A 17,792-nucleotide genomic window follows, 5' to 3' on the forward strand; every position below is an offset into this window, starting at 1 on the left:
GCGCCGGGTTGCCGGCGGGGGGCATAAATCCAGCGTTAATCGCACAGCGCCACTATTTCGTCGTACAACGCCTTGGGGATTTCCACGCCGTATTGCTCGCTCTGGCGCCGTTGCCGATAACGGCGTTCGCCGGGGATGCGGGCGCCTTGCGCCTGCATATCGGCAAACATCGCCTCCGCTCCGACGAAATATTTCGCCTTATCCGCACCGAGAAAACGCTCGGGATCCAACGCGATGACCAGCTCACCACCGTAAGGCGACGAACCGGTGCCATCGTCATAGGCCAGCGATTCCTTGCTGGTCATATCGCCGATCAGCGGCCCTGCCAGCAATTCAACCATTGCCGCCAGCGCCGAGCCCTTATGCCCGCCGAAGGTCAGCATCGCGCCCTCCAACACGCTGGCGGCATCGGTGGACGGGTTGCCTGCCTTATCAATGCCCCAGCCTTCAGGCAGCGGGGTGCCGGCGCGGCGGTGTAATTCGATTTCGCCGCGCGCTGCCGCGCTGGTGGCCATGTCGAACAAAAACGGCGGCCGATCCGGACGCGGCCAGCCGAAGGCGATGGGGTTGGTGCCGAAGAGCGGTCGCGAACCGCCGGCCGGCGTCACCCAGGCGTGGCTGGGCGTGCAGGCCAAGGCCACCAACCCCTGCTCGGTCAGCGGTTCGATATCGGCCCAGAGCGCGGAGAAATGCACGCAGCGGTTGATCGCCAGCGCGGCGACACCGTTGGTGCGCACTTTCTCGATAAAGGCCGGCAGAGCGGTGCGGTAGGCCAGCAGGGAAAACGCACCGCCGGCGTCGGCGCGCAAGATGGCCGGCGCCTGGTCGAGCAATCTGGGCATCGCATCGGCAGAAACCTTGCCTGCCCGCAGCGATCGCACGCAGCCCAACAGCCGGTACAGCCCGTGAGAAGCGCAGCCGTCGCGTTCGCCCTGGGTGACATTTTGCGCCACCGCCTCGGCATGCGCCTGATTGAAACCGTTGCTGCGCAGCGTACGCAACGCCAGTTGATAAGCCTGTTCCAGCGACAGCACATGCATGGATGTCATTTCGATCTCCTCCCTGGGTTCATTCTTCTTCATCGCCGATAAAATTGGCCTGGGGTAAACAGGTATAGGCGCCCCAGTAGTAAATCGCCAGCGCAATCACCGCCATGGTGAGGGTGTCCCATGGATGAGCAATAGCGCCGATGCCGCCGAAGCTGCTGAGGTAGGAAAGCCCGATCACCAGCGCATAGAAGACGATCAGCCACAGCGAGGACCAAATTTGCTGCCTGAGGCTAACGGCGTGGGTCGGCACCTGATTCTTGAACAGGATGTAGATGAAGAACATCAGGATCTGCAAGCCGAGCAGCCAGGAGACGGTGTCCCAGCCGGACCAGAAGACGATCAGCGCCGAAATAATAAACGACAGCGGGCCGAGCACGCAAAAACCGCGGACCCGGAACGGACGCGGCATATCGGGCGCATTGCGCCGCAGCCCGGCGGCGGTGACCGGGGCGATGGCGTAGCTCAGCACCAGTGCGGCGGACACCACGCCGATCAGTTTTTCCCAGGATGGGAACGGCAGCGTCCAGAATACCGAGAGAGCGAAGGTCAGCCACAGCGCCGGGCGAGGAATACCTGACTCGCCATCCACCCGGGTGAACAGTTTGAAGAAGGTGCCGGCGCGCGCCCAACCGTAGATCACGCGAGGCGTGGCGTTCATATAGATATTGCCGGTGCCGCTCGGCGAAACGATCGCGTCGCTGACCACCAGAAACGCCAGCCATCCCATGCCCAGCGTGATGGCGATGTCGCGGAACGGCAGGGAGAACTGTTGGCTGATGCCGGCCCAGCCGCCGCTCAGCATCTCGCTGGGGATGCTGCCGAGAAACGCTATCTGCAGCAGCACATAGATGATGGTGGACAGCACCACCGACAGGATCAGCGCGATGGGAATGGTGCGCTGCGGCCGTTGCACCTCGCTGGCGACCGAAATGATCGGCGTCAGGCCGAGGTAGGCGAAGATGATGCCGCCGGCGGAAATGGCGGCCTCAACGCCGGCGGAACCGAAGGGAGCAAAGCCCTGGCTGTGCAGGTTTTCCGGTTTGAAAAAGCTGAACAACACCACGATCACCAACAGCGGCACCAGAAACTTCAGCACGCTGATCAGGTTATTGGATTTGGCGAAGGTTTTGACGCTGTAATAGTTGAGCGCGAAGAAAAAGCACAGCAGCGCCAGCTGCACCAGCCAGCCGATCGCGGTTGGATCGCCGGAACCCGGCTGACTGAGGAACGGGAACCAGGCGGCGGCGTACTGCCGGGCGGCGACGACTTCGATGGCGATCAGGCTCGAGAAGGCGATCAGCGTGATAAACCCCAGCAGATAACCCATCAGTTCGCCGTGCGAGAATACCGGATAGCGAATGATGCCGCCGGCGCGCGGCAGGGCGGCGCCCAGCTCGCAGTAGACGATGCCGAGCAGCAGCACCGCCAGGCCGCCGATCAGCCAGGAATAGATGCCGGCCGGGCCGGCGATGGAGGAGACATGGCTGGCGGCGAACAGCCAACCGGAGCCGAAGATGGCGCCCAGACCGATGAACGTCAGGTCGGTGAGCGTAAGCTGCTTCTTGAATTTGCCTTGGGTTGTCATGGTATTACCCTTTTGTTATTGAATGGCAGGCAGATGCGGCCGGGCTAATTTGGGGCAGGTGAAACCAGGGGGGCTCGGGTGTAAACGCCGTTCACCAGCCGTAGCAGGTTGAGCGGGTTGGCGTCCTGCAGCGCCGGCGGCAACAGCGCCGCAGGGGTGTTTTGCAAACAGACCGGCCGCAGGAAACGCTCGATGGCCAGCGTGCCTACCGAGGTGCCGCGTGCGTCGCTGGTGGCCGGGTAAGGGCCGCCGTGCACCATGGCGTCGCACACTTCCACCCCGGTCGGATACCCGTTGAACAGCACCCGACCGGCTTTGCGCGCCAACAGTGTCGTCAGCCCGGCGGCCACATCGAGATCGTCGTCGTCCGCCAGCAGCGTGGCGGTCAACTGGCCTTGCAATGCCGTTAGCGCCGCATGCAGCTGCGTTTCGTTATCCACCGCCACCAGGATGCTGACCGGGCCGAAGACCTCTTGTTGCAGCAGCGGGTCAGCCTGCAGCAACAGCGCCTCTTCCGCCTGATAAAGCTGCGCCGCCGCCCGAAGCGTGGGCGTTTCGCTTCGGCCTGCGAGACGCCGCATACCTGGATGGGCATCGAGGGCCGCCAGCCCGTGACGGTAGTGCTCCAGCGTGCCGGCATTCAGCATCGGCTGCGGCTCGGCGGCGTTGACCAGGGCGCTCATCGTTTCGGTTAACCGATCGAAGGCGGCGCCGCGCAGCGCGACGATTACGCCGGGCTTGGTGCAGAACTGACCGCAGCCGAGTGTGAAGGAAGAGACCAGTTCCTGCGCAATGCGCTGCCCGCGCCGCGCCAACGCCTTGGGCAGGATCACTACCGGATTGATGCTCGACATTTCTGCGAAGACCGGGATAGGTTGAGGGCGTTGCATCGCCAGATCGAAGAGCGCCCGGCCGCCTTGCAGCGAGCCGGTGAATCCCACTGCCTGAATCGCCGGATGTTGTACCAAATCGGCCCCCACGCGGTTGCCGAAGATCATGTTGAAGACGCCGGCGGGCATCCTTGTGCGTTCCCGAGCGCGCTCGATCGCCTGAGCGGTCAGCTCGGCGGTAATCATATGGCCGCTGTGCGCCTTGAACACGACCGGGCAGCCGGCGGCGAGCGCGGCGGCGGTATCACCGCCCGCGGTGGAAAACGCCAGCGGGAAGTTGCTGGCGCCGAAGACCGCCACTGGGCCGAGCGCCGTGCGGTATTGCCGCAGATCGGGGCGCGGCAGGGGGGAACGCTGCGGCAGCGCGCAATCGATGCGCACGCCCTCGACGTCGCCGCGCCGCAGCAGCGTGGCGAACAGCCGCATCTGGCCGCTGGTTCTGGCGCGTTCGCCGCTCAACCGCGCAGGCGGCAAGGCCGTTTCCTGCATGGCGAAGGTGAAGAAAACATCATCCAATGCGTCTAACTCTTCGGCGATGGCGTCGAGAAAGTTCGCGCGTTGTTCTGCACTGAGCTGTGAATAGGGCGCAAAGGCTGCTGCGGCGGCTTCTGCGGCGGCGGCGGTTTCTGCCGCCGTGGCCTGGTGGAAGCGGTAGCCGGTTGGCTGACCGTCGTCGGCGCGCAGGCTACACAGCGACGCTTCCCCTTCGGCGCGGCGTTGGCCGCCGATAAATTGTTGGCCGCTGATGGCGGCGTAGCGATCGTTGGGCATCGGTTCCCCCGGTAGATAAAGCATGACGCCCGGCATGGCCGGGCGATGAAGGCGTCACAGGCCGACGTTCGGCAGCGCAGGGCGGGTGGCCAGCGCTTTATCGATCACGGCGTTGATCTCGGTGAGCGTTTCTCCCTGCAGCGCCAGGCGCGGAGGGCGAGTGACAGCGCTGCCGCGGCCGACCCGCTGTTCGCAGAGTTTGATGCACTGCACCAGATCGGGGCGGGCATCGAGGTGCAGCAGCGGCATAAACCAGCTGTATAGCGCCAACGCTTCCTCATAGCGTTTTTCCTTCGCCAGCCGGAACAGGGTTTCCCCTTCGCGCGGGAAGGCATTGGACATGCCGGAGATCCAGCCTTGCGCGCCGACGGCGATGCTTTCCAGCACCACATCGTCCAATCCGGCGAACAGCACGAAGCGATCGCCGACTTCATTGCGCAGGTCGATAAAGCGGCGGGTATCGCCCGACGAGTCTTTGAAGCACACGATGTTCTCGCAGTCGACCAGCGAGGTCAGAATGTCGGGCGTGACGTCATTTTTGTAAATGGGAGGGTTGTTGTAGACCATTATCGGCAGATCGGTCGCGCCAGCGACGCTGCGGAAGTGCGCGGCGGTTTCGTGCGGTTTGGCGGAGTAGACCAGCGCCGGCATCACCATAATTCCGTCGACGCCGGCCTTTTGCGCTTCACGCGCCATATTCTGCGCGAAGGCGGTGGTGAACTCGGCGATGCCGGCGATCACCGGCACTTTACCGTCGGCGGCGTCTTTCGCCACCTCGATCACCGCCAGCTTTTCCTGCACTGTCATCGAGGTATTTTCACCGACGGTGCCGCACACCACCAGGCCGGAGACGCCGTCGCGCACCAGGTTTTTGATCACCGTATGGGTGGCGTCGAGATCCAGAGAGAAATCGTTGCGAAATTGGGTCGTCACCGCCGGGAATACGCCGCTCCAGCTTAGGGTTTTATGGCTCATCGTGTTTGTCCTGTCGTCCGAAAGTGTTAATGAAAAGTGAATCTTTGGTAAGGCTCACCGACAGATTGACCGGTATTGCGCAGGGAGGCTTGACGCTTTTCGCCGATTGCCGCGACGAAATTGGCACAATAGCGGCGGAAAGCGGGCGTGAAAAATCGGGCGTCGGTACGCCGTGAGAAGAGAGGGTTAACGGGGTAAATCAGCGCGTTAAGCGGAAAGCGTCAGGCGAAAATCGCGCGGCGTGGAGCCGGTCATCGCTTTGAACTGACGGCTGAAGGCGCTGTGATCGGTATAGCCGCACTGCAGCGCGATGTCCGTGATCGGCAGATCGCCGGCCAGGAGTTCCGTGGCCTTTTCCAGCCGCACTTTGTGGATCATCTGGCGCGGGGTGAGGTGGAAGATACGTTTGCAGTAGCGTTCGATCTGCGCCACCGATAACCCGGTCAGCGCCGTCAGCTCTTCAAGCGCGATCGGTCTGGCGTAGTGGCGGCGGATATGCACGTCGATCGCCGCCAGCCGCTGGTAGGCCGGATGATTGGCTCTGGCCTCCTGCAGATCGTGAGAAATACCCGCCATACCGATGATTTTTCCCTGCGCGTCATACAGCGCCAGCTTTTGCGTCAGGCACCAGCCGGTTTCTCGGCCGTTGTACAGGTGCATTTCCAGCTGATCCTGGATCAACACGCCGTGGCGCAATACCCGCAGATCCTGCTCGGTATAGCCGGATCCGAGCTGAGCGGGAAAAACGTCGGCGGAGGTTTTGCCCAGCAGCGGCGTCACGGTTTTGAAACCGCAGCGCCTGGCCAGCGTCAGGTTAGCCAGCAGGTAGCGAGCCTGGGCGTCTTTGATAAAGAACACCACGTTGGGGATCGCGTTCAGCAACGGCGCGATCAGCGCCAGCGTATTCAGCAGATCGCGCAGGTTGTTCGGGCGCTGCTGCGCCAGCCCGTCGCACAGGCGCGACAAATGTTCGACGGCGAAAACGTCCTCCTGATCCGGCAGCCCCACCAGGGCTGGCGGCGAGAGAGAAATCTGATGTTGATGGTCTGAAATGGATCGCATAGCAGTCCCTTTTCGGTCGTTAGCCGGAAAAACAGGCGAGCCAGATTGGCGCTTTCGCATCAATATTAACTTTTTTGTAACGAAGCAAGCGCTATTTCCGGCGGGCTGCCAAATATGCGGATTGCCGCATACTTTTGCCGGACGGTGATTGGCGGTTGCTTGAAAACTGAGGCGTTTCTCGCTACACAAGGGTTTAGCATGAAAATAACGACATGATAAATAAGTCATTATTATGACAACCGTTAAACTCATACCCGCGACGCGTCAGGCCTGACGTTTGTCACTGTGCTGATTTCTTCATTCGCTGCGCCGAAATGCATCAAGCCGTCATGCTCACATTCGTTCAGGCTAATGCCATTGGTAACATCTCATTAACCCAGGAGACGCCGATGGCACTTTCTGCGCATATCACCGCTTTGCGGGCGATCGATTCTCATACCGGCGGAGAGCCGACCCGCCTGATCGTGGAAGGTTTTCCCGATCTCGGCGAGGGTAGCATGGCGGAACGGCGGGCGCGTTTCGCACAACATTATGACGATTGGCGCTGCGCGGTGATGCTCGAACCGCGTGGCAATGACGTGCTGGTGGGGGCATTGCTGTGCCGCCCCTGCTCGCCACAGGCCACCGCCGGGGTGATCTTCTTTAACAACAGCGGCTATCTGGGCATGTGCGGGCACGGCACTATCGGGCTGATCGCTTCGCTGGCTCATCTGGGGCGCATCCACGCCGGGCGCCACCTGATCGAGACCCCGGTCGGCCCGGTAAGCGCCACGCTGCATGATGACGGCAGCGTCACGGTGGAGAACGTGGCGGCTTATCGCTACCGCCGCCAGGTGCGGCTTGAGGTTGCCGGTCACGGGCCGGTGACGGGTGACATCGCCTGGGGGGGCAACTGGTTTTTCCTGATCGGCGAGTCACCGTTGCCCATCGATAAACACAATCTGGAGGCCTTGACCGCGTTCACCTGGGCGGTGCGACAAACGTTGGAACAGGCGGGCATCCGCGGTGAAGACGGCGGAGCGATAGACCATATCGAACTGTTCGGTGACGATCCGCAGGCCGACAGCCGCAGCTTCGTGCTGTGCCCCGGCAAAGCCTATGACCGTTCTCCGTGCGGTACCGGCACCAGCGCCAAACTGGCGTGTCTGGCGGCGGACGGCAAACTGCCGCCGGACACGCAGTGGCGGCAGGCCAGCGTGATCGGCAGCGAATTCCAGGCCTATTATCGTTGGAACGGCGATCGCATTGCCCCCTTTATTCGCGGGCAGGCCTATGTGTGCGCCGATAGCCAACTGCTGCTCGACGAACGCGATCCCTTCGTCTGGGGGATACGCTGATGGGCGCCGAGCGGGGAGCCGATGTCATCGTGGTCGGTGCCGGTATCATCGGCGCCGCTTGCGCCTGGCGGCTGGCGCGGGAAGGGTATCGTGTCTCGGTGGTGGATGATCGCCGCGCCGGCGCCACCGCCACCGCCGCCGGTATGGGGCATCTGGTTTGCATGGACGATAATCCTGCCGAGCTGGCGTTGAGCGCTTATTCGCTGCGGTTGTGGCGCGAAGTGACGGGGCGCATGCCGGAAACCTGCGCCTGGCGTGGCTGCGGTACGCTGTGGTTGGCGGATCAAGCGGATGAAATGGCCATCGCCGAGCAAAAGCGGGCGCGGCTGGCGGAGCAGGGCGTGGCCGCGGAACTGCTGACGGCAGAGCAGATCGCCGTCATGGAGCCGATGCTGCGGCACGGCCTGGCCGGCGGACTGCGGGTGCCGGGCGACGGCATTCTGTATGCGCCGCTCGCGGCTCGCTGGCTGTTGGCCGACCGTGGTGCGGCAATTGACGTGGTGCATGGTGAAGCGACAGCGTTGGAAGAGGAAGCCGTGCGGCTGGCGGACGGCAGACGTCTGGCCGCGCCGGTGGTGGTCCTGGCCTGCGGCCTTAGGGCCAATAGCCTATTACCGCAGACTTTGCTTCACGCCAAGAAGGGCCAACTGGCGATCACCGATCGCTACCCGCCGCGGGTGCGGCATCAACTGGTGGAGCTGGGGTATGGCGCCAGCGCGCATGCCAGTAACGGCACGTCGGTGGCTTTCAATGTGCAGGCGCGGCCCACCGGACAATGGCTGATCGGCTCTTCCCGCCAGTTCGACGCCGTCGATTCGGCGTTGGACATGCCGCTGTTGGCGGCAATGCTTACGCGTGCGCAGCATTTCTTGCCCGCACTGGCGCAGATGAACATCATTCGCTGCTGGACCGGGTTGCGCGCCGCCTCTGCCGACGGGCTGCCGCTGTTGGGCGTGCATCCGCGGCATTCCTGGCTGTGGCTGGCGCTGGGGCATGAGGGATTGGGCGTCACGACTGCGCTCGGCAGCGCTGCGCTGATTACTGCGCAGATTGGCCGGCAAACGCCGGAGATTGACGATTCCCCGTATTTGGCTGCGCGGGCGTTTGCCGCCGAGGAGTTGCCTGTATGAATGAAAGACAAAATACGATCGCGTTGATCATCGATGGAGAACACCGGCGGGTGCCGGTTGGTCTCAGCGTTGCTGCGGCGCTCAGCCTGTGCGGCGACGATCGTTGTCGGTTATCTGTTTCACACCAACCGCGGGCTCCCTTTTGTGGCATGGGCGTTTGTCAGGAGTGCCGGGTGACCATTAACGGCCTGCGTCGGCTGGCGTGCCAAACGCTGTGCCAAGCCGGCATGCGCATAGAGAGGAACGATGATGAGTAACTTCAATTGTGAGGTGCTGATCGTCGGTGCCGGGCCGGCCGGCATGGCGGCTGCGCTGGCCGCTGCGGAAAGTGGTGGCCAGGTGCGAATGATTGATGATAATCCGCATCCCGGCGGGCAAATCTGGCGCGACGGGATGCAGGTGGCTTTACCTGAAACGGCGAACCGCTATCGGCAGGCGGTGGCGGCGCGGGAAAATATTGCGCTGCAGTCTGGCTGCAAGCTGGTGGCGCAGTGTGGCGCTAACCGATTGGCATATGAAGACGCCGAGGGCTGCGGCGTGATTCGCTATCAAAAGCTGATTTTATGCAATGGCGCGCGTGAACTGTTGTTGCCGTTTCCCGGCTGGACGCTGCCGGGGGTGACCGGCGCCGGTGGTTTACAGGCGCAAATCAAGCAGGGGTTGGCGATCCGTGGCGAGCGAGTGGTGATCGCCGGCAGTGGTCCGCTGCTGTTGGCGGTGGCCGACAGCGTGAAACAGGCCGGCGGAGAGGTGGTCATGTTGGCGGAGCAGGCGCCGCTGTGGCGGTTGGCGGCGTTTGCCGGCGGCCTGTGGCGCTGGCCGGCCAAGCTGCGTCAGGCGTTTTCTTTGATGCCGCATCATTACCGTGCCGGTAGCCGGGTGCAGGCGGCGTTGGGGCAAGCACGTTTAACCTCGGTGCGTGTCAATAACGGCGGGCGGGAAAGAACGATCGCCTGCGACAGGTTGGCCTGCGGTTTTGGTCTGGTGGCGAACATTGAGCTGGCGATGCTGTTGGGGTGTCGGATAGAACATGACGCCGTAGCGGTGAATCATTGGCAGCAAACCAGCCAGGTGCAAATTTTTGCTGCCGGGGAGTGTACCGGCATCGGCGGCAGTGAATTGGCGCTCACTGAAGGTGCCATTGCCGGCTATGCCGCCACCGGGCAGCGGGAAAAGGCAGAGCGCCTGGCGGCGCAGCGGCGGCGGTGGCGGCGTTTCGCCACGGCGGCGGCAAATGCCTTCGCACTCGATGAGCGCTTGAATTCGCTGGCCAATCCGCAAACGTTACTGTGCCGCTGCGAAGACGTTACGTTGGAACAGGTACGCCATCAGCCGGATTGGAACACGGCTAAGATGAGCAGCCGCTGTGGTATGGGGGCATGCCAGGGTAAAGTCTGCGCAACGGCGGCGAGGCAGCTTTTGGGCTGGCCTTTGCCGTCGCCGCGTGTGCCTTTAACGCCGGTCAGGACGGAAACGCTGGTTGCGCTGGGGCTGAACCGATGTGATGACGATGGTTGAATGGGTTAGCGGCATCTCGCCCCAGGCAAACGCCGCCACATTACCATTGCGGCCAATAGTAGGTTTTCTCCCGCCAGCCTTTGCCGTACATACAGGCTTCGATGGTGGCGTCTCGGGCGGACTGATTGCGATCGGTCTGCACTGTTTTAATCGACGGCTCCTTGTCGTAGCGGTATCCCGATGGACAGTCTTTCTTATTCTTCTCGCAAGGAATGTATTTGTTTTCGTAGCTGAACTCCACGTCCCGCACCACGTCCGGGGGGAAGCGATCGTATCCGCGGCTGCGGCATTCGGCATATTCGGCATTCCGGGTACTCTCAACCGCGCCAGGCCTTTCCCATTGGGTGCAGGCGGTCAACATCAATAACGGCAAAACAATCAAACAACGGCAATTCTTCATGGTGTCCCTAACTCTTTCTCTATCCTGAGGCTCGCAGCCTAGGAATGTTCCCAACTGACGAGGTGGGAAAGTGTAATAAACTGGCGGAACAATTGGAAATGATAATGGTTATTGTTTAGGTGTGATTGAGGAAGTGCCGCGTTGAGAGAGGATGTGGTGCATTGAGGGCAGTCTGTAAGGATCCGCGACCTCACGGCGAGGGCTGGACGATGTGGCATTGATTTTATTCATTCTCTTTATGCCGCAATGATCCGACCGCAATTGCATCGTTTTAATGAGGGAAATAATATGCAGGCTAAGTATTTTCTTATCCGGTATGACTATTATTTTTATTTAGGATATTTACCTATGCCAAGGATTTAATGCTCAGTATTAATACCTTATTTTTTTATTTCTGTTTTTTTATTGGGGTTTTATTTTCAGGTTTTTTCTGGGGAAGACTTTTTAGTTACAGGGAATTCATTTGCATTTTAAATTTGGATTTTTTAAATTCATTTTAGAGGAAGGATAACCGTACGAGACAGAGTCAAAAAAGGAGTTTATTTTGTCTGGGATAAAGAAAACGCCTGAAAGTCATGACGGTTTACCTTCACCATCAGAGGATTATGATACTTTTAAGCACCTCTCCGATGTTGGCGCCGTGTTGGGATATGGGCGAACCCGCTTTTATCAGTGGTGCCGTGGGCGCGGATTTCTAACCCCGATGAACGTTCCGTCCCATGAAATGATCAGCCTGGGATATATGGTGGCGGTGTTATCAGAGACCGGTCATACCCGGGTTTATGTCACGCAGGATGGTTTCAGTTACGTCAGTGGTGCTTTTGCGGCAGATATCCAACGTGGCATGATCAAGTTTTAAATCTGCAAGAATCGCCTTTATTTCAATGGCTTTAATGCAGAATCTTCTTATCCCTGCAGGTTCTTGAGAGGAGTGGGAAGTTATCCGATTTTTTCGTCTCTGCGGTATGAAGGCTACTGGAGACAGCTATTCTCTTGCTACGATAAGCATTATTTTCTTCAGGAGCCAAGGATGAAGCATTACGCCGCGTTGTTATTTGCCTCTGCACTGCTGACGGGGTGTGCGACTCAAGCCGTACCGCCGCAACAGGCTGAGTTGCCCCCCCCAAGCCGTCTGATGCTCTATCAGAATATCCCGGATACGCCTTACGCTACGGTGGTCGTGGTGCGCGACAGCGGAATGCTGGCGGGCAGCTGCCGCACTGGCGTCTATGTGAATGGGGAGTTTGCCGCTTCACTCGAGGCAAAAGAAAAAGCAGAGTTTCGCGTGCCGCCAGGCAATATTTCGGTCAGTATCGGGCAAGATATGATCGAGAACTCTCTATGTATTTGGCGTGAAACCAGCGGCAGCGTGCCGATGACGCTGCGCGCCGGTGAAAGCCGCTATCTGCGCATCGCCGGCGATCGGCAGCGAGGCTTCGTGTTGCAGGCAGGGCGGCCGTAACAGCCCAGGCAAGGGCGTTAACGCCCTTGCCACCATCCCCACAGCGTAATTAATAGCCACGCCGCCGCAATCCAGCACAGTACCGCCGCCCCCAGCGCTAACGACAGCCGCAGGCTGTTAATCAGGAAATACAGCGAAATCAAATATACCAGGTAGGGCAATACCGCCCACATGCCGAAAATCAGCGTCGTTTTCAGTGCCGCAATTGAACGTTCGCTGCCGACAATGTAATGCGCAATCAGGGCGAAAGTGGGAAAGAGCGGGACTAAACCGGCGATATAATAGTTGCGCGTTTTGGCCAGCAGGCCGATTAGAACCACGACCAGCGCGCCGATCAGCGCTTTGACAAGGATGCCCATAACGGTCTCGGGTGTGGGGGAGAAAGTCAACACACTGCCCGAAAGCACGTGCAAGATCAATGGGGTGTGGCGTAGCGTGGTGAAAAGCAGACCCACAAGAAGTGCGGGTCTGGGGCGCAACGCTTACTGACGGTAAGCGTGCTTGATTTGCTGAATGCTGTTCTTGAAGATTTCTGCCTGAGTCGGATCTTCAATCTGCGCGATGAAACGTTCCATGTTGATGATGACTTTCCCGGCGTCGGCCTGGCCGATCGACTTCAAGATCAGCGTCAGCGTAGCTTTGAGGCAGGCAACCTCGGTCGCCAAGATTTCCGGGTTTGCAGACGTAGTGAAATCAACGTTGCTCATTTTCTCTCCTGATTTTTTGAGGCCGTAGCCTGATACAAGCTGCTTTGGCGCACCGCGCGCGGGCTAAAAAGTAGCCCCGGGCGCGGCGGCGAATTTAACTGGGCGCGGAGTATAGCATAGCATGAGTCTGTCATCTGCACCGGGCTTGCTCAGGTCTCGCGGATGGGCAACGTTCGCTCATTGCCTGTCTGAATCATCTACTCTTGGCAAGTTATTTCGAGGTGGTTAACAAGTATTTTTCCGGTACGTTATTGTTGAACAATCGGGGTTATTATAATTATTGGGGGCGGAGGCGCCGATTTTACCGGCGTTTGCCGGGAATAATAGTTTCGACCGAGGGTTGCCGGACCCACGTTGGCCGCAGATTTTGTTACGCCTTTAAATATCAAATGATTACAAACAGCCAACAGCCGTGTTAATATTATTCATGTCGTGATTGCTTACACAGATTTCTCCCTCGCGGCATGATTGTCGCGCTATCCTGTGTCAGACGCAGCGCGACGAAATTATTTTCGTCGCCCGATCTTTTCCGACGTGACGATTTATCGGCGGCATAGACGGCTAAAATTGAAAAATCAGCTCTGCTCCGCAAAGTTATTCGGAAGTATGTATTAATCTGTGTTCATTCTTGTCTGAAAAACAAGTAATATCTCTGGCGAAAACAGAGGCCGATTGCGTTACTCCCTTTTTTTGGAGATTTTTCCTTGATTAGCGTTCTTCTTGTTGATGACCACGAACTGGTGCGCGCAGGGATACGACGCATTCTTGAAGATATCAAAGGTATAAAAGTTGTCGGTGAGGCTCAGTGCGGTGAAGACGCCGTAAAATGGTGCCGCGGCAACGCTGTCGATATCGTGCTGATGGACATGAATATGCCGGGCATTGGCGGGCTGGAAGCCACGCGCAAGATTGTGCGTTATGCACCCGACGTCAAAGTCATCATGTTGACCATCCATACTGAAAACCCTTTGCCCGCGAAGGTGATGCAGGCGGGTGCCGCCGGTTACCTGAGCAAGGGCGCCGCGCCGCAGGAAGTGATTAACGCCTTGCGTTCCGTGCATGCCGGGCAGCGCTATATCGCGTCTGATATCGCACAGCAGATGGCCCTGAGTCAGTTGGAACCGCAGGCTGAAACGCCGTTCAGCTGCTTGTCTGAACGCGAGTTACAGATCATGTTGATGATCACCAAAGGCAAAAAAGTGAATGAGATCTCGGAACAACTGAGTCTCAGCCCGAAAACGGTGAACAGCTACCGTTACCGCATGTTCAGCAAACTGAATATCAGCGGCGACGTCGAATTGACTCACCTGGCCATCCGACATGGATTGTTCAATGCGGAGACGTTGTTAAGCAGTGAATGACCGTTTTGATGCCAAAGCCTTCCTGAGTACCGTCACCAGCCAGCCCGGCGTCTACCGTATGTATGACGCCACGGGTACGGTGATCTACGTCGGTAAAGCCAAAGACCTGAAAAAGCGTCTCGCCAGCTATTTTCGGCAGCAGGTCAGCAGCCGTAAAACCGAGACGCTGGTTAAAAATATCGCGCAAATAGACGTAACGGTTACCCACACCGAGACAGAAGCGCTGCTGTTGGAACATAACTACATTAAATTGTACCAACCGCGATATAATGTTCTTTTGCGAGACGATAAATCTTACCCGCTGATTTTTCTCAGTGCGGATACCCATCCCCGTTTGGCTGTGCATCGCGGCGCCAAACACGCCAAAGGCGAATATTTCGGGCCTTTCCCCAACTCTTACGCCGTGCGCGAGACGCTGGCGCTGCTGCAGAAGCTGTTCCCAATCCGCCAGTGCGAAAACAGCGTGTATCGCAACCGTTCGCGTCCGTGCCTGCAGTATCAGATCGGCCGCTGTTTGGGGCCTTGTGTTGCCGGGCTGGTGAGCGAAGAAGAGTACCGGCAGCAGGTGGATTACGTGCGGCTGTTTCTTTCTGGCAAAGATCAGCAGGTATTGCACCAGCTGATTGAGCGTATGGAAGAAGCCAGCAAACTGCTTAATTTCGAAGAAGCGGCGCGCATTCGCGATCAAATTCAGGCTGTGCGCCGCGTCACAGAACGGCAGTTCGTGTCGGGCGACAGCGACGATCTGGACGTGATCGGCGTGGCGTTCGATGCCGGTATGGCGTGCCTGCACGTGCTGTTCATCCGTCAGGGCAAGGTGCTGGGCAGCCGCAGCTATTTCCCTAAAGTGCCGGGCGGCACGGATATGGGTGAGGTGGTGCAGACCTTTGTCGGCCAGTTCTATCTGCAAGGCAGCCAGGCGCGTACGCTGCCCGGCGAGATCCTGCTGGATTTCAGCCTGCCGGAAAAAGACCTGCTTGCGGAATCGCTCTCCGAGTTGGCGGGGCGCAAGATCCAAATTCAAAGCAAACCGCGCGGCGATCGCGCCCGTTATCTGAAACTGGCGCGCACCAACGCGGCAACGGCGTTGACCACCAGGCTGTCGCAACAGTCGACGATCCATCAGCGGCTGGCGGAATTGGCCAAAGTGCTGAACCTGACGGAAATCAACCGTATGGAGTGCTTCGATATCAGCCATACCATGGGTGAGCAGACCGTGGCTTCGTGCGTGGTGTTCGACGGAAACGGCCCCGTGCGAGCGGAGTATCGGCGTTACAATATCAGCGGCATTACTCCTGGCGATGACTACGCGGCGATGACGCAGGTGCTGAAGCGCCGTTACGGCAAGGCGCTGGAAGAGAAAAAGATCCCGGATGTCATCTTCATCGACGGCGGTAAAGGGCAGCTCGGCATGGCGATCGACGTATTCAAATCGCTGAATGTTACCTGGGACAAGAATAAGCCGCTGTTGATCGGCATCGCCAAAGGCGCCGACCGCAAGGCAGGGTTAGAAACGTTGTTCTTCGTGCCGGAAGGTGAAGGGATTTCTCTGCCGCCGGATTCGCCGGCGCTGCATGTGATCCAACACATCCGCGACGATTCGCACAATCATGCCATTACCGGTCACCGGCAGAGAAGGGCGAAAGTCAGGAATACCAGCGCATTGGAGCTGATTGAAGGCGTAGGGCCGAAACGGCGCCAGGTGCTGTTGAAGTATATGGGCGGACTGCAACCTTTGTTGAACGCCAGCGTGGAGGAAATTGCAAAAGTGCCGGGTATTTCACAAGCATTGGCAGAAAAGATCTACAATGCATTGAAACACTGAGGGCAATGTAGCAACATACTCTTAATTTCCACTCTAGCCAGATAGTTACCGTAGCATTATGCAATTGAATATACCGACTTGGCTTACCCTGTTTCGCGTAGTTCTGATCCCATTCTTTGTGCTGGCGTTTTATCTGCCGTTCAACTGGGCTCCGATGGTTTGCGCCGTTATCTTTGTGTTTGCCGCCGTCACCGACTGGTTTGACGGCTTCCTGGCACGTCGCTGGAAACAAACGACGCGCTTCGGGGCGTTTTTGGATCCGGTCGCGGACAAAGTGATGGTGGCGGTGGCGCTGGTGCTGGTGGCGGAGCACTACCACAGCTGGTGGATCACGCTGCCGGCGGCCACTATGATCGCCCGTGAAATCATCATTTCGTCGCTGCGCGAGTGGATGGCGGAAATTGGCAAACGCAGCAGCGTGGCGGTGTCCTGGATCGGCAAAGTGAAAACCATGGCGCAGATGATGTCGCTGGTGGGCTTGCTGTGGCGGCCGGATCGTTCCGTAGAGTATGTGGCGATTGGCTTGTTGTATATCGCGGCGGTGCTGACTTTCTGGTCGATGTTCCAATATTTGAACGCGGCACGCAACGATTTGCTGGAACCGTGATCGATACGCTGCAAAAAGCGGCAAACGATCGTGGTGTGCCAACAATTTTATTGACTCATCACGTCAGGTAAGTAGAATGCATCGCATCAGACGACAACGATGAATTGCCGAAAGATAGCAAAGAAATCAGTAAGTTCTGGTAATGCGGGAATAGCTCAGTTGGTAGAGCGCAACCTTGCCAAGGTTGAGGTCGCGAGTTCGAGCCTCGTTTCCCGCTCCAAACATTAGCCTGTTGAATCTTCGTGATTCGGCAGGTAAGAAAAAGGGGCTTCGGCCCCTTTTTCGTTTTCTATTCCTTTGCCGTCCGGCGAAACCTTTCTTCATCTTCCTGCATCGATTCTTGTCCCTATATCTCCTGCCATTTTCATACCGCAGGATACTCCTGAAAACAGGCACATTTGATTGGATATCATGTCGATGCTCTGTGGGGTATTGATGCCGAGCCATCGTGCGGCGTACAACGCGATGTGAGTCTCCAGTTCTGCAGTTGCGTTGGTCGTTCAGGGCGGTGGCACCGAAGATTGCGCGATGTCCCCATGATGATGCTTTGCCCGGTACCCCATGATCGTAAGCAAATGAAAAGCCGGGGAGGGCACGGGTAAGCGATTCCTGTCGAGAAAAAAGATCCGATTTGCCCGTGAATCCCTAAGCCGATGCATATAAAATCAACATTCCGCTTGCCTTTCCGTTGGCATTGTGAACAGTGCGCCCACAAAATAAGCAGTTGAAAGCGTTAGAGAACTTTTTGCTATTTCGGGGGGTTGCCAAGGTGGGGGGTTTAGTCCATAATGCAGTCCATCGATTCGGCGGTGACGAAATAAATTACTTAAGAATCAGATGATTAAGATAAGCGATTTCAACATCGCGATTGAAAAGAACAAAACGAAGTGGGTGAATCACCGGCTTTGGCCTGAAAAGGCAAACAGAATAAAGGCGCGTTAACAAAGCGGTTATGTAGCGGATTGCAAATCCGTCCAGTCCGGTTCGACTCCGGAACGCGCCTCCAACTTTCCCGAGCCCGGGTGGTGAAATCGGTAGACACAAGGGATTTAAAATCCCTCGGCTTATGGCTGTGCGGGTTCAAGTCCCGCCCCGGGTACCAGGGAACAAAAA

Annotated in this window: 18 protein-coding genes and 3 tRNA genes; 13 read left to right on the forward strand and 8 right to left on the reverse strand. The window is 58.3% G+C overall.

Features of this window, described 5'->3' with window-relative positions:
- Positions 1 to 35 precede the first annotated feature (35 nt).
- The 4 genes from AC2CGI_RS09915 to AC2CGI_RS09930 are packed head-to-tail and all read right to left on the reverse strand — an operon-like array spanning position 36 to position 5,270.
- A complete protein-coding gene (locus tag AC2CGI_RS09915) occupies positions 36 to 1,049 on the reverse strand; it encodes an Ldh family oxidoreductase (RefSeq protein WP_031300116.1) in 1,014 nt (337 codons plus the stop codon).
- 19 nt (positions 1,050 to 1,068) lie between these two features.
- Entirely contained in the window at positions 1,069 to 2,634 is a 1,566-nt protein-coding gene (locus AC2CGI_RS09920) for an APC family permease (protein ID WP_015377394.1), read from the reverse strand.
- Between the two features lie 44 nt (positions 2,635 to 2,678).
- A complete protein-coding gene (locus AC2CGI_RS09925) occupies positions 2,679 to 4,295 on the reverse strand; it encodes an aldehyde dehydrogenase (NADP(+)) (protein WP_076740352.1) in 1,617 nt (538 codons plus the stop codon).
- A 54-nt stretch (positions 4,296 to 4,349) separates the two neighbouring features.
- Positions 4,350 to 5,270 (reverse strand): dihydrodipicolinate synthase family protein, encoded by a 921-nt coding sequence (locus AC2CGI_RS09930; RefSeq protein ID WP_015377396.1) that lies wholly within the window; start codon positions 5,268 to 5,270, stop codon positions 4,350 to 4,352.
- A 29-nt stretch (positions 5,271 to 5,299) separates the two neighbouring features.
- Here AC2CGI_RS09930 and AC2CGI_RS09935 point away from each other — a divergent pair, with 29 nt between their 5' ends.
- Positions 5,300 to 5,446, forward strand: a complete 147-nt coding sequence (locus AC2CGI_RS09935) for a hypothetical protein (protein ID WP_154612852.1) — start codon at positions 5,300 to 5,302, stop codon at positions 5,444 to 5,446.
- Between the two features lie 31 nt (positions 5,447 to 5,477).
- Here the strand turns inward: AC2CGI_RS09935 and AC2CGI_RS09940 are convergent, their stop codons facing one another.
- Positions 5,478 to 6,332, reverse strand: a complete 855-nt coding sequence (locus tag AC2CGI_RS09940; protein WP_015377397.1) for an AraC family transcriptional regulator — start codon at positions 6,330 to 6,332, stop codon at positions 5,478 to 5,480.
- A gap of 389 nt (positions 6,333 to 6,721) precedes the next feature.
- On the opposite strand from AC2CGI_RS09940, the gene AC2CGI_RS09945 reads away from it, so the two are divergent.
- The 4 genes from AC2CGI_RS09945 to AC2CGI_RS09960 are packed head-to-tail and all read left to right on the forward strand — an operon-like array spanning position 6,722 to position 10,317.
- On the forward strand, positions 6,722 to 7,669 hold the full coding sequence (locus AC2CGI_RS09945) for a 4-hydroxyproline epimerase (protein ID WP_015377398.1): 948 nt from the start codon (positions 6,722 to 6,724) through the stop codon (positions 7,667 to 7,669).
- Complete coding sequence (locus tag AC2CGI_RS09950) at positions 7,669 to 8,799, forward strand: NAD(P)/FAD-dependent oxidoreductase (RefSeq protein ID WP_484593944.1); 1,131 nt, start codon at positions 7,669 to 7,671, stop codon at positions 8,797 to 8,799. Before AC2CGI_RS09945 ends, AC2CGI_RS09950 begins: the two co-directional genes overlap by 1 nt.
- Positions 8,796 to 9,056: a (2Fe-2S)-binding protein gene (locus tag AC2CGI_RS09955; protein WP_075684801.1), complete on the forward strand. Its 261-nt coding sequence runs from the start codon at positions 8,796 to 8,798 to the stop codon at positions 9,054 to 9,056. Before AC2CGI_RS09950 ends, AC2CGI_RS09955 begins: the two co-directional genes overlap by 4 nt.
- Positions 9,049 to 10,317 carry an FAD-dependent oxidoreductase gene (locus AC2CGI_RS09960; RefSeq protein WP_076740351.1) on the forward strand — a complete coding sequence of 423 codons (1,269 nt, stop codon included), beginning with the start codon at positions 9,049 to 9,051 and terminating at the stop codon, positions 10,315 to 10,317. Before AC2CGI_RS09955 ends, AC2CGI_RS09960 begins: the two co-directional genes overlap by 8 nt.
- A gap of 40 nt (positions 10,318 to 10,357) precedes the next feature.
- On the opposite strand, the gene AC2CGI_RS09965 is transcribed toward AC2CGI_RS09960, so the two are convergent.
- On the reverse strand, positions 10,358 to 10,717 hold the full coding sequence (locus AC2CGI_RS09965; RefSeq protein ID WP_004927961.1) for a hypothetical protein: 360 nt from the start codon (positions 10,715 to 10,717) through the stop codon (positions 10,358 to 10,360).
- Positions 10,718 to 11,261: 544 nt separating this feature from the next.
- On the opposite strand from AC2CGI_RS09965, the gene AC2CGI_RS09970 reads away from it, so the two are divergent.
- A complete protein-coding gene (locus AC2CGI_RS09970; protein ID WP_033633390.1) occupies positions 11,262 to 11,576 on the forward strand; it encodes a hypothetical protein in 315 nt (104 codons plus the stop codon).
- A gap of 171 nt (positions 11,577 to 11,747) precedes the next feature.
- Positions 11,748 to 12,179 carry a hypothetical protein gene (locus AC2CGI_RS09975; protein WP_028128013.1) on the forward strand — a complete coding sequence of 144 codons (432 nt, stop codon included), beginning with the start codon at positions 11,748 to 11,750 and terminating at the stop codon, positions 12,177 to 12,179.
- A gap of 17 nt (positions 12,180 to 12,196) precedes the next feature.
- On the opposite strand, the gene AC2CGI_RS09980 is transcribed toward AC2CGI_RS09975, so the two are convergent.
- Together AC2CGI_RS09980 and AC2CGI_RS09985 are read right to left on the reverse strand one after the other, a co-directional pair.
- Entirely contained in the window at positions 12,197 to 12,538 is a 342-nt protein-coding gene (locus AC2CGI_RS09980; protein ID WP_004927953.1) for a GlpM family protein, read from the reverse strand.
- Positions 12,539 to 12,661: 123 nt separating this feature from the next.
- Complete coding sequence (locus tag AC2CGI_RS09985; RefSeq protein ID WP_004927950.1) at positions 12,662 to 12,886, reverse strand: DUF2594 family protein; 225 nt, start codon at positions 12,884 to 12,886, stop codon at positions 12,662 to 12,664.
- 704 nt (positions 12,887 to 13,590) lie between these two features.
- Between AC2CGI_RS09985 and uvrY the strand changes: the two genes are divergently transcribed.
- The 6 genes from uvrY (at position 13,591) to AC2CGI_RS10015 (ending at position 17,781) form a co-directional block, all read left to right on the forward strand.
- A complete protein-coding gene (gene uvrY, locus AC2CGI_RS09990) occupies positions 13,591 to 14,247 on the forward strand; it encodes a UvrY/SirA/GacA family response regulator transcription factor (RefSeq protein ID WP_004927947.1) in 657 nt (218 codons plus the stop codon).
- Positions 14,240 to 16,072, forward strand: a complete 1,833-nt coding sequence (uvrC, locus tag AC2CGI_RS09995) for an excinuclease ABC subunit UvrC (RefSeq protein WP_015377403.1) — start codon at positions 14,240 to 14,242, stop codon at positions 16,070 to 16,072. Before uvrY ends, uvrC begins: the two co-directional genes overlap by 8 nt.
- Positions 16,073 to 16,130: 58 nt before the next feature.
- Complete coding sequence (gene pgsA / locus AC2CGI_RS10000; RefSeq protein WP_004927937.1) at positions 16,131 to 16,679, forward strand: CDP-diacylglycerol--glycerol-3-phosphate 3-phosphatidyltransferase; 549 nt, start codon at positions 16,131 to 16,133, stop codon at positions 16,677 to 16,679.
- A 144-nt stretch (positions 16,680 to 16,823) separates the two neighbouring features.
- Positions 16,824 to 16,899, forward strand: a tRNA-Gly gene (locus tag AC2CGI_RS10005).
- A gap of 712 nt (positions 16,900 to 17,611) precedes the next feature.
- Positions 17,612 to 17,685, forward strand: a tRNA-Cys gene (locus AC2CGI_RS10010).
- 10 nt (positions 17,686 to 17,695) lie between these two features.
- A tRNA-Leu gene (locus tag AC2CGI_RS10015) sits at positions 17,696 to 17,781 on the forward strand.
- The last annotated feature ends 11 nt before the right edge of the window (positions 17,782 to 17,792 follow it).

The sequence above is a fragment of the Serratia sp. LSHTC3 genome (genome assembly GCF_057197125.1).

Coding starts and splice junctions, on each gene's coding strand:
- AC2CGI_RS09915 (WP_031300116.1), bottom strand. CDS start 1,049: ATGACATCCATGCATGTGCTGTCGCTGGAACAGGCTTATCAACTGGCG.
- AC2CGI_RS09920 (WP_015377394.1), bottom strand. CDS start 2,634: ATGACAACCCAAGGCAAATTCAAGAAGCAGCTTACGCTCACCGACCTG.
- AC2CGI_RS09925 (WP_076740352.1), bottom strand. CDS start 4,295: ATGCCCAACGATCGCTACGCCGCCATCAGCGGCCAACAATTTATCGGC.
- AC2CGI_RS09930 (WP_015377396.1), bottom strand. CDS start 5,270: ATGAGCCATAAAACCCTAAGCTGGAGCGGCGTATTCCCGGCGGTGACG.
- AC2CGI_RS09935 (WP_154612852.1), top strand. CDS start 5,300: ATGAAAAGTGAATCTTTGGTAAGGCTCACCGACAGATTGACCGGTATT.
- AC2CGI_RS09940 (WP_015377397.1), bottom strand. CDS start 6,332: ATGCGATCCATTTCAGACCATCAACATCAGATTTCTCTCTCGCCGCCA.
- AC2CGI_RS09945 (WP_015377398.1), top strand. CDS start 6,722: ATGGCACTTTCTGCGCATATCACCGCTTTGCGGGCGATCGATTCTCAT.
- AC2CGI_RS09950 (WP_484593944.1), top strand. CDS start 7,669: ATGGGCGCCGAGCGGGGAGCCGATGTCATCGTGGTCGGTGCCGGTATC.
- AC2CGI_RS09955 (WP_075684801.1), top strand. CDS start 8,796: ATGAATGAAAGACAAAATACGATCGCGTTGATCATCGATGGAGAACAC.
- AC2CGI_RS09960 (WP_076740351.1), top strand. CDS start 9,049: ATGAGTAACTTCAATTGTGAGGTGCTGATCGTCGGTGCCGGGCCGGCC.
- AC2CGI_RS09965 (WP_004927961.1), bottom strand. CDS start 10,717: ATGAAGAATTGCCGTTGTTTGATTGTTTTGCCGTTATTGATGTTGACC.
- AC2CGI_RS09975 (WP_028128013.1), top strand. CDS start 11,748: ATGAAGCATTACGCCGCGTTGTTATTTGCCTCTGCACTGCTGACGGGG.
- AC2CGI_RS09980 (WP_004927953.1), bottom strand. CDS start 12,538: ATGGGCATCCTTGTCAAAGCGCTGATCGGCGCGCTGGTCGTGGTTCTA.
- AC2CGI_RS09985 (WP_004927950.1), bottom strand. CDS start 12,886: ATGAGCAACGTTGATTTCACTACGTCTGCAAACCCGGAAATCTTGGCG.
- pgsA (WP_004927937.1), top strand. CDS start 16,131: ATGCAATTGAATATACCGACTTGGCTTACCCTGTTTCGCGTAGTTCTG.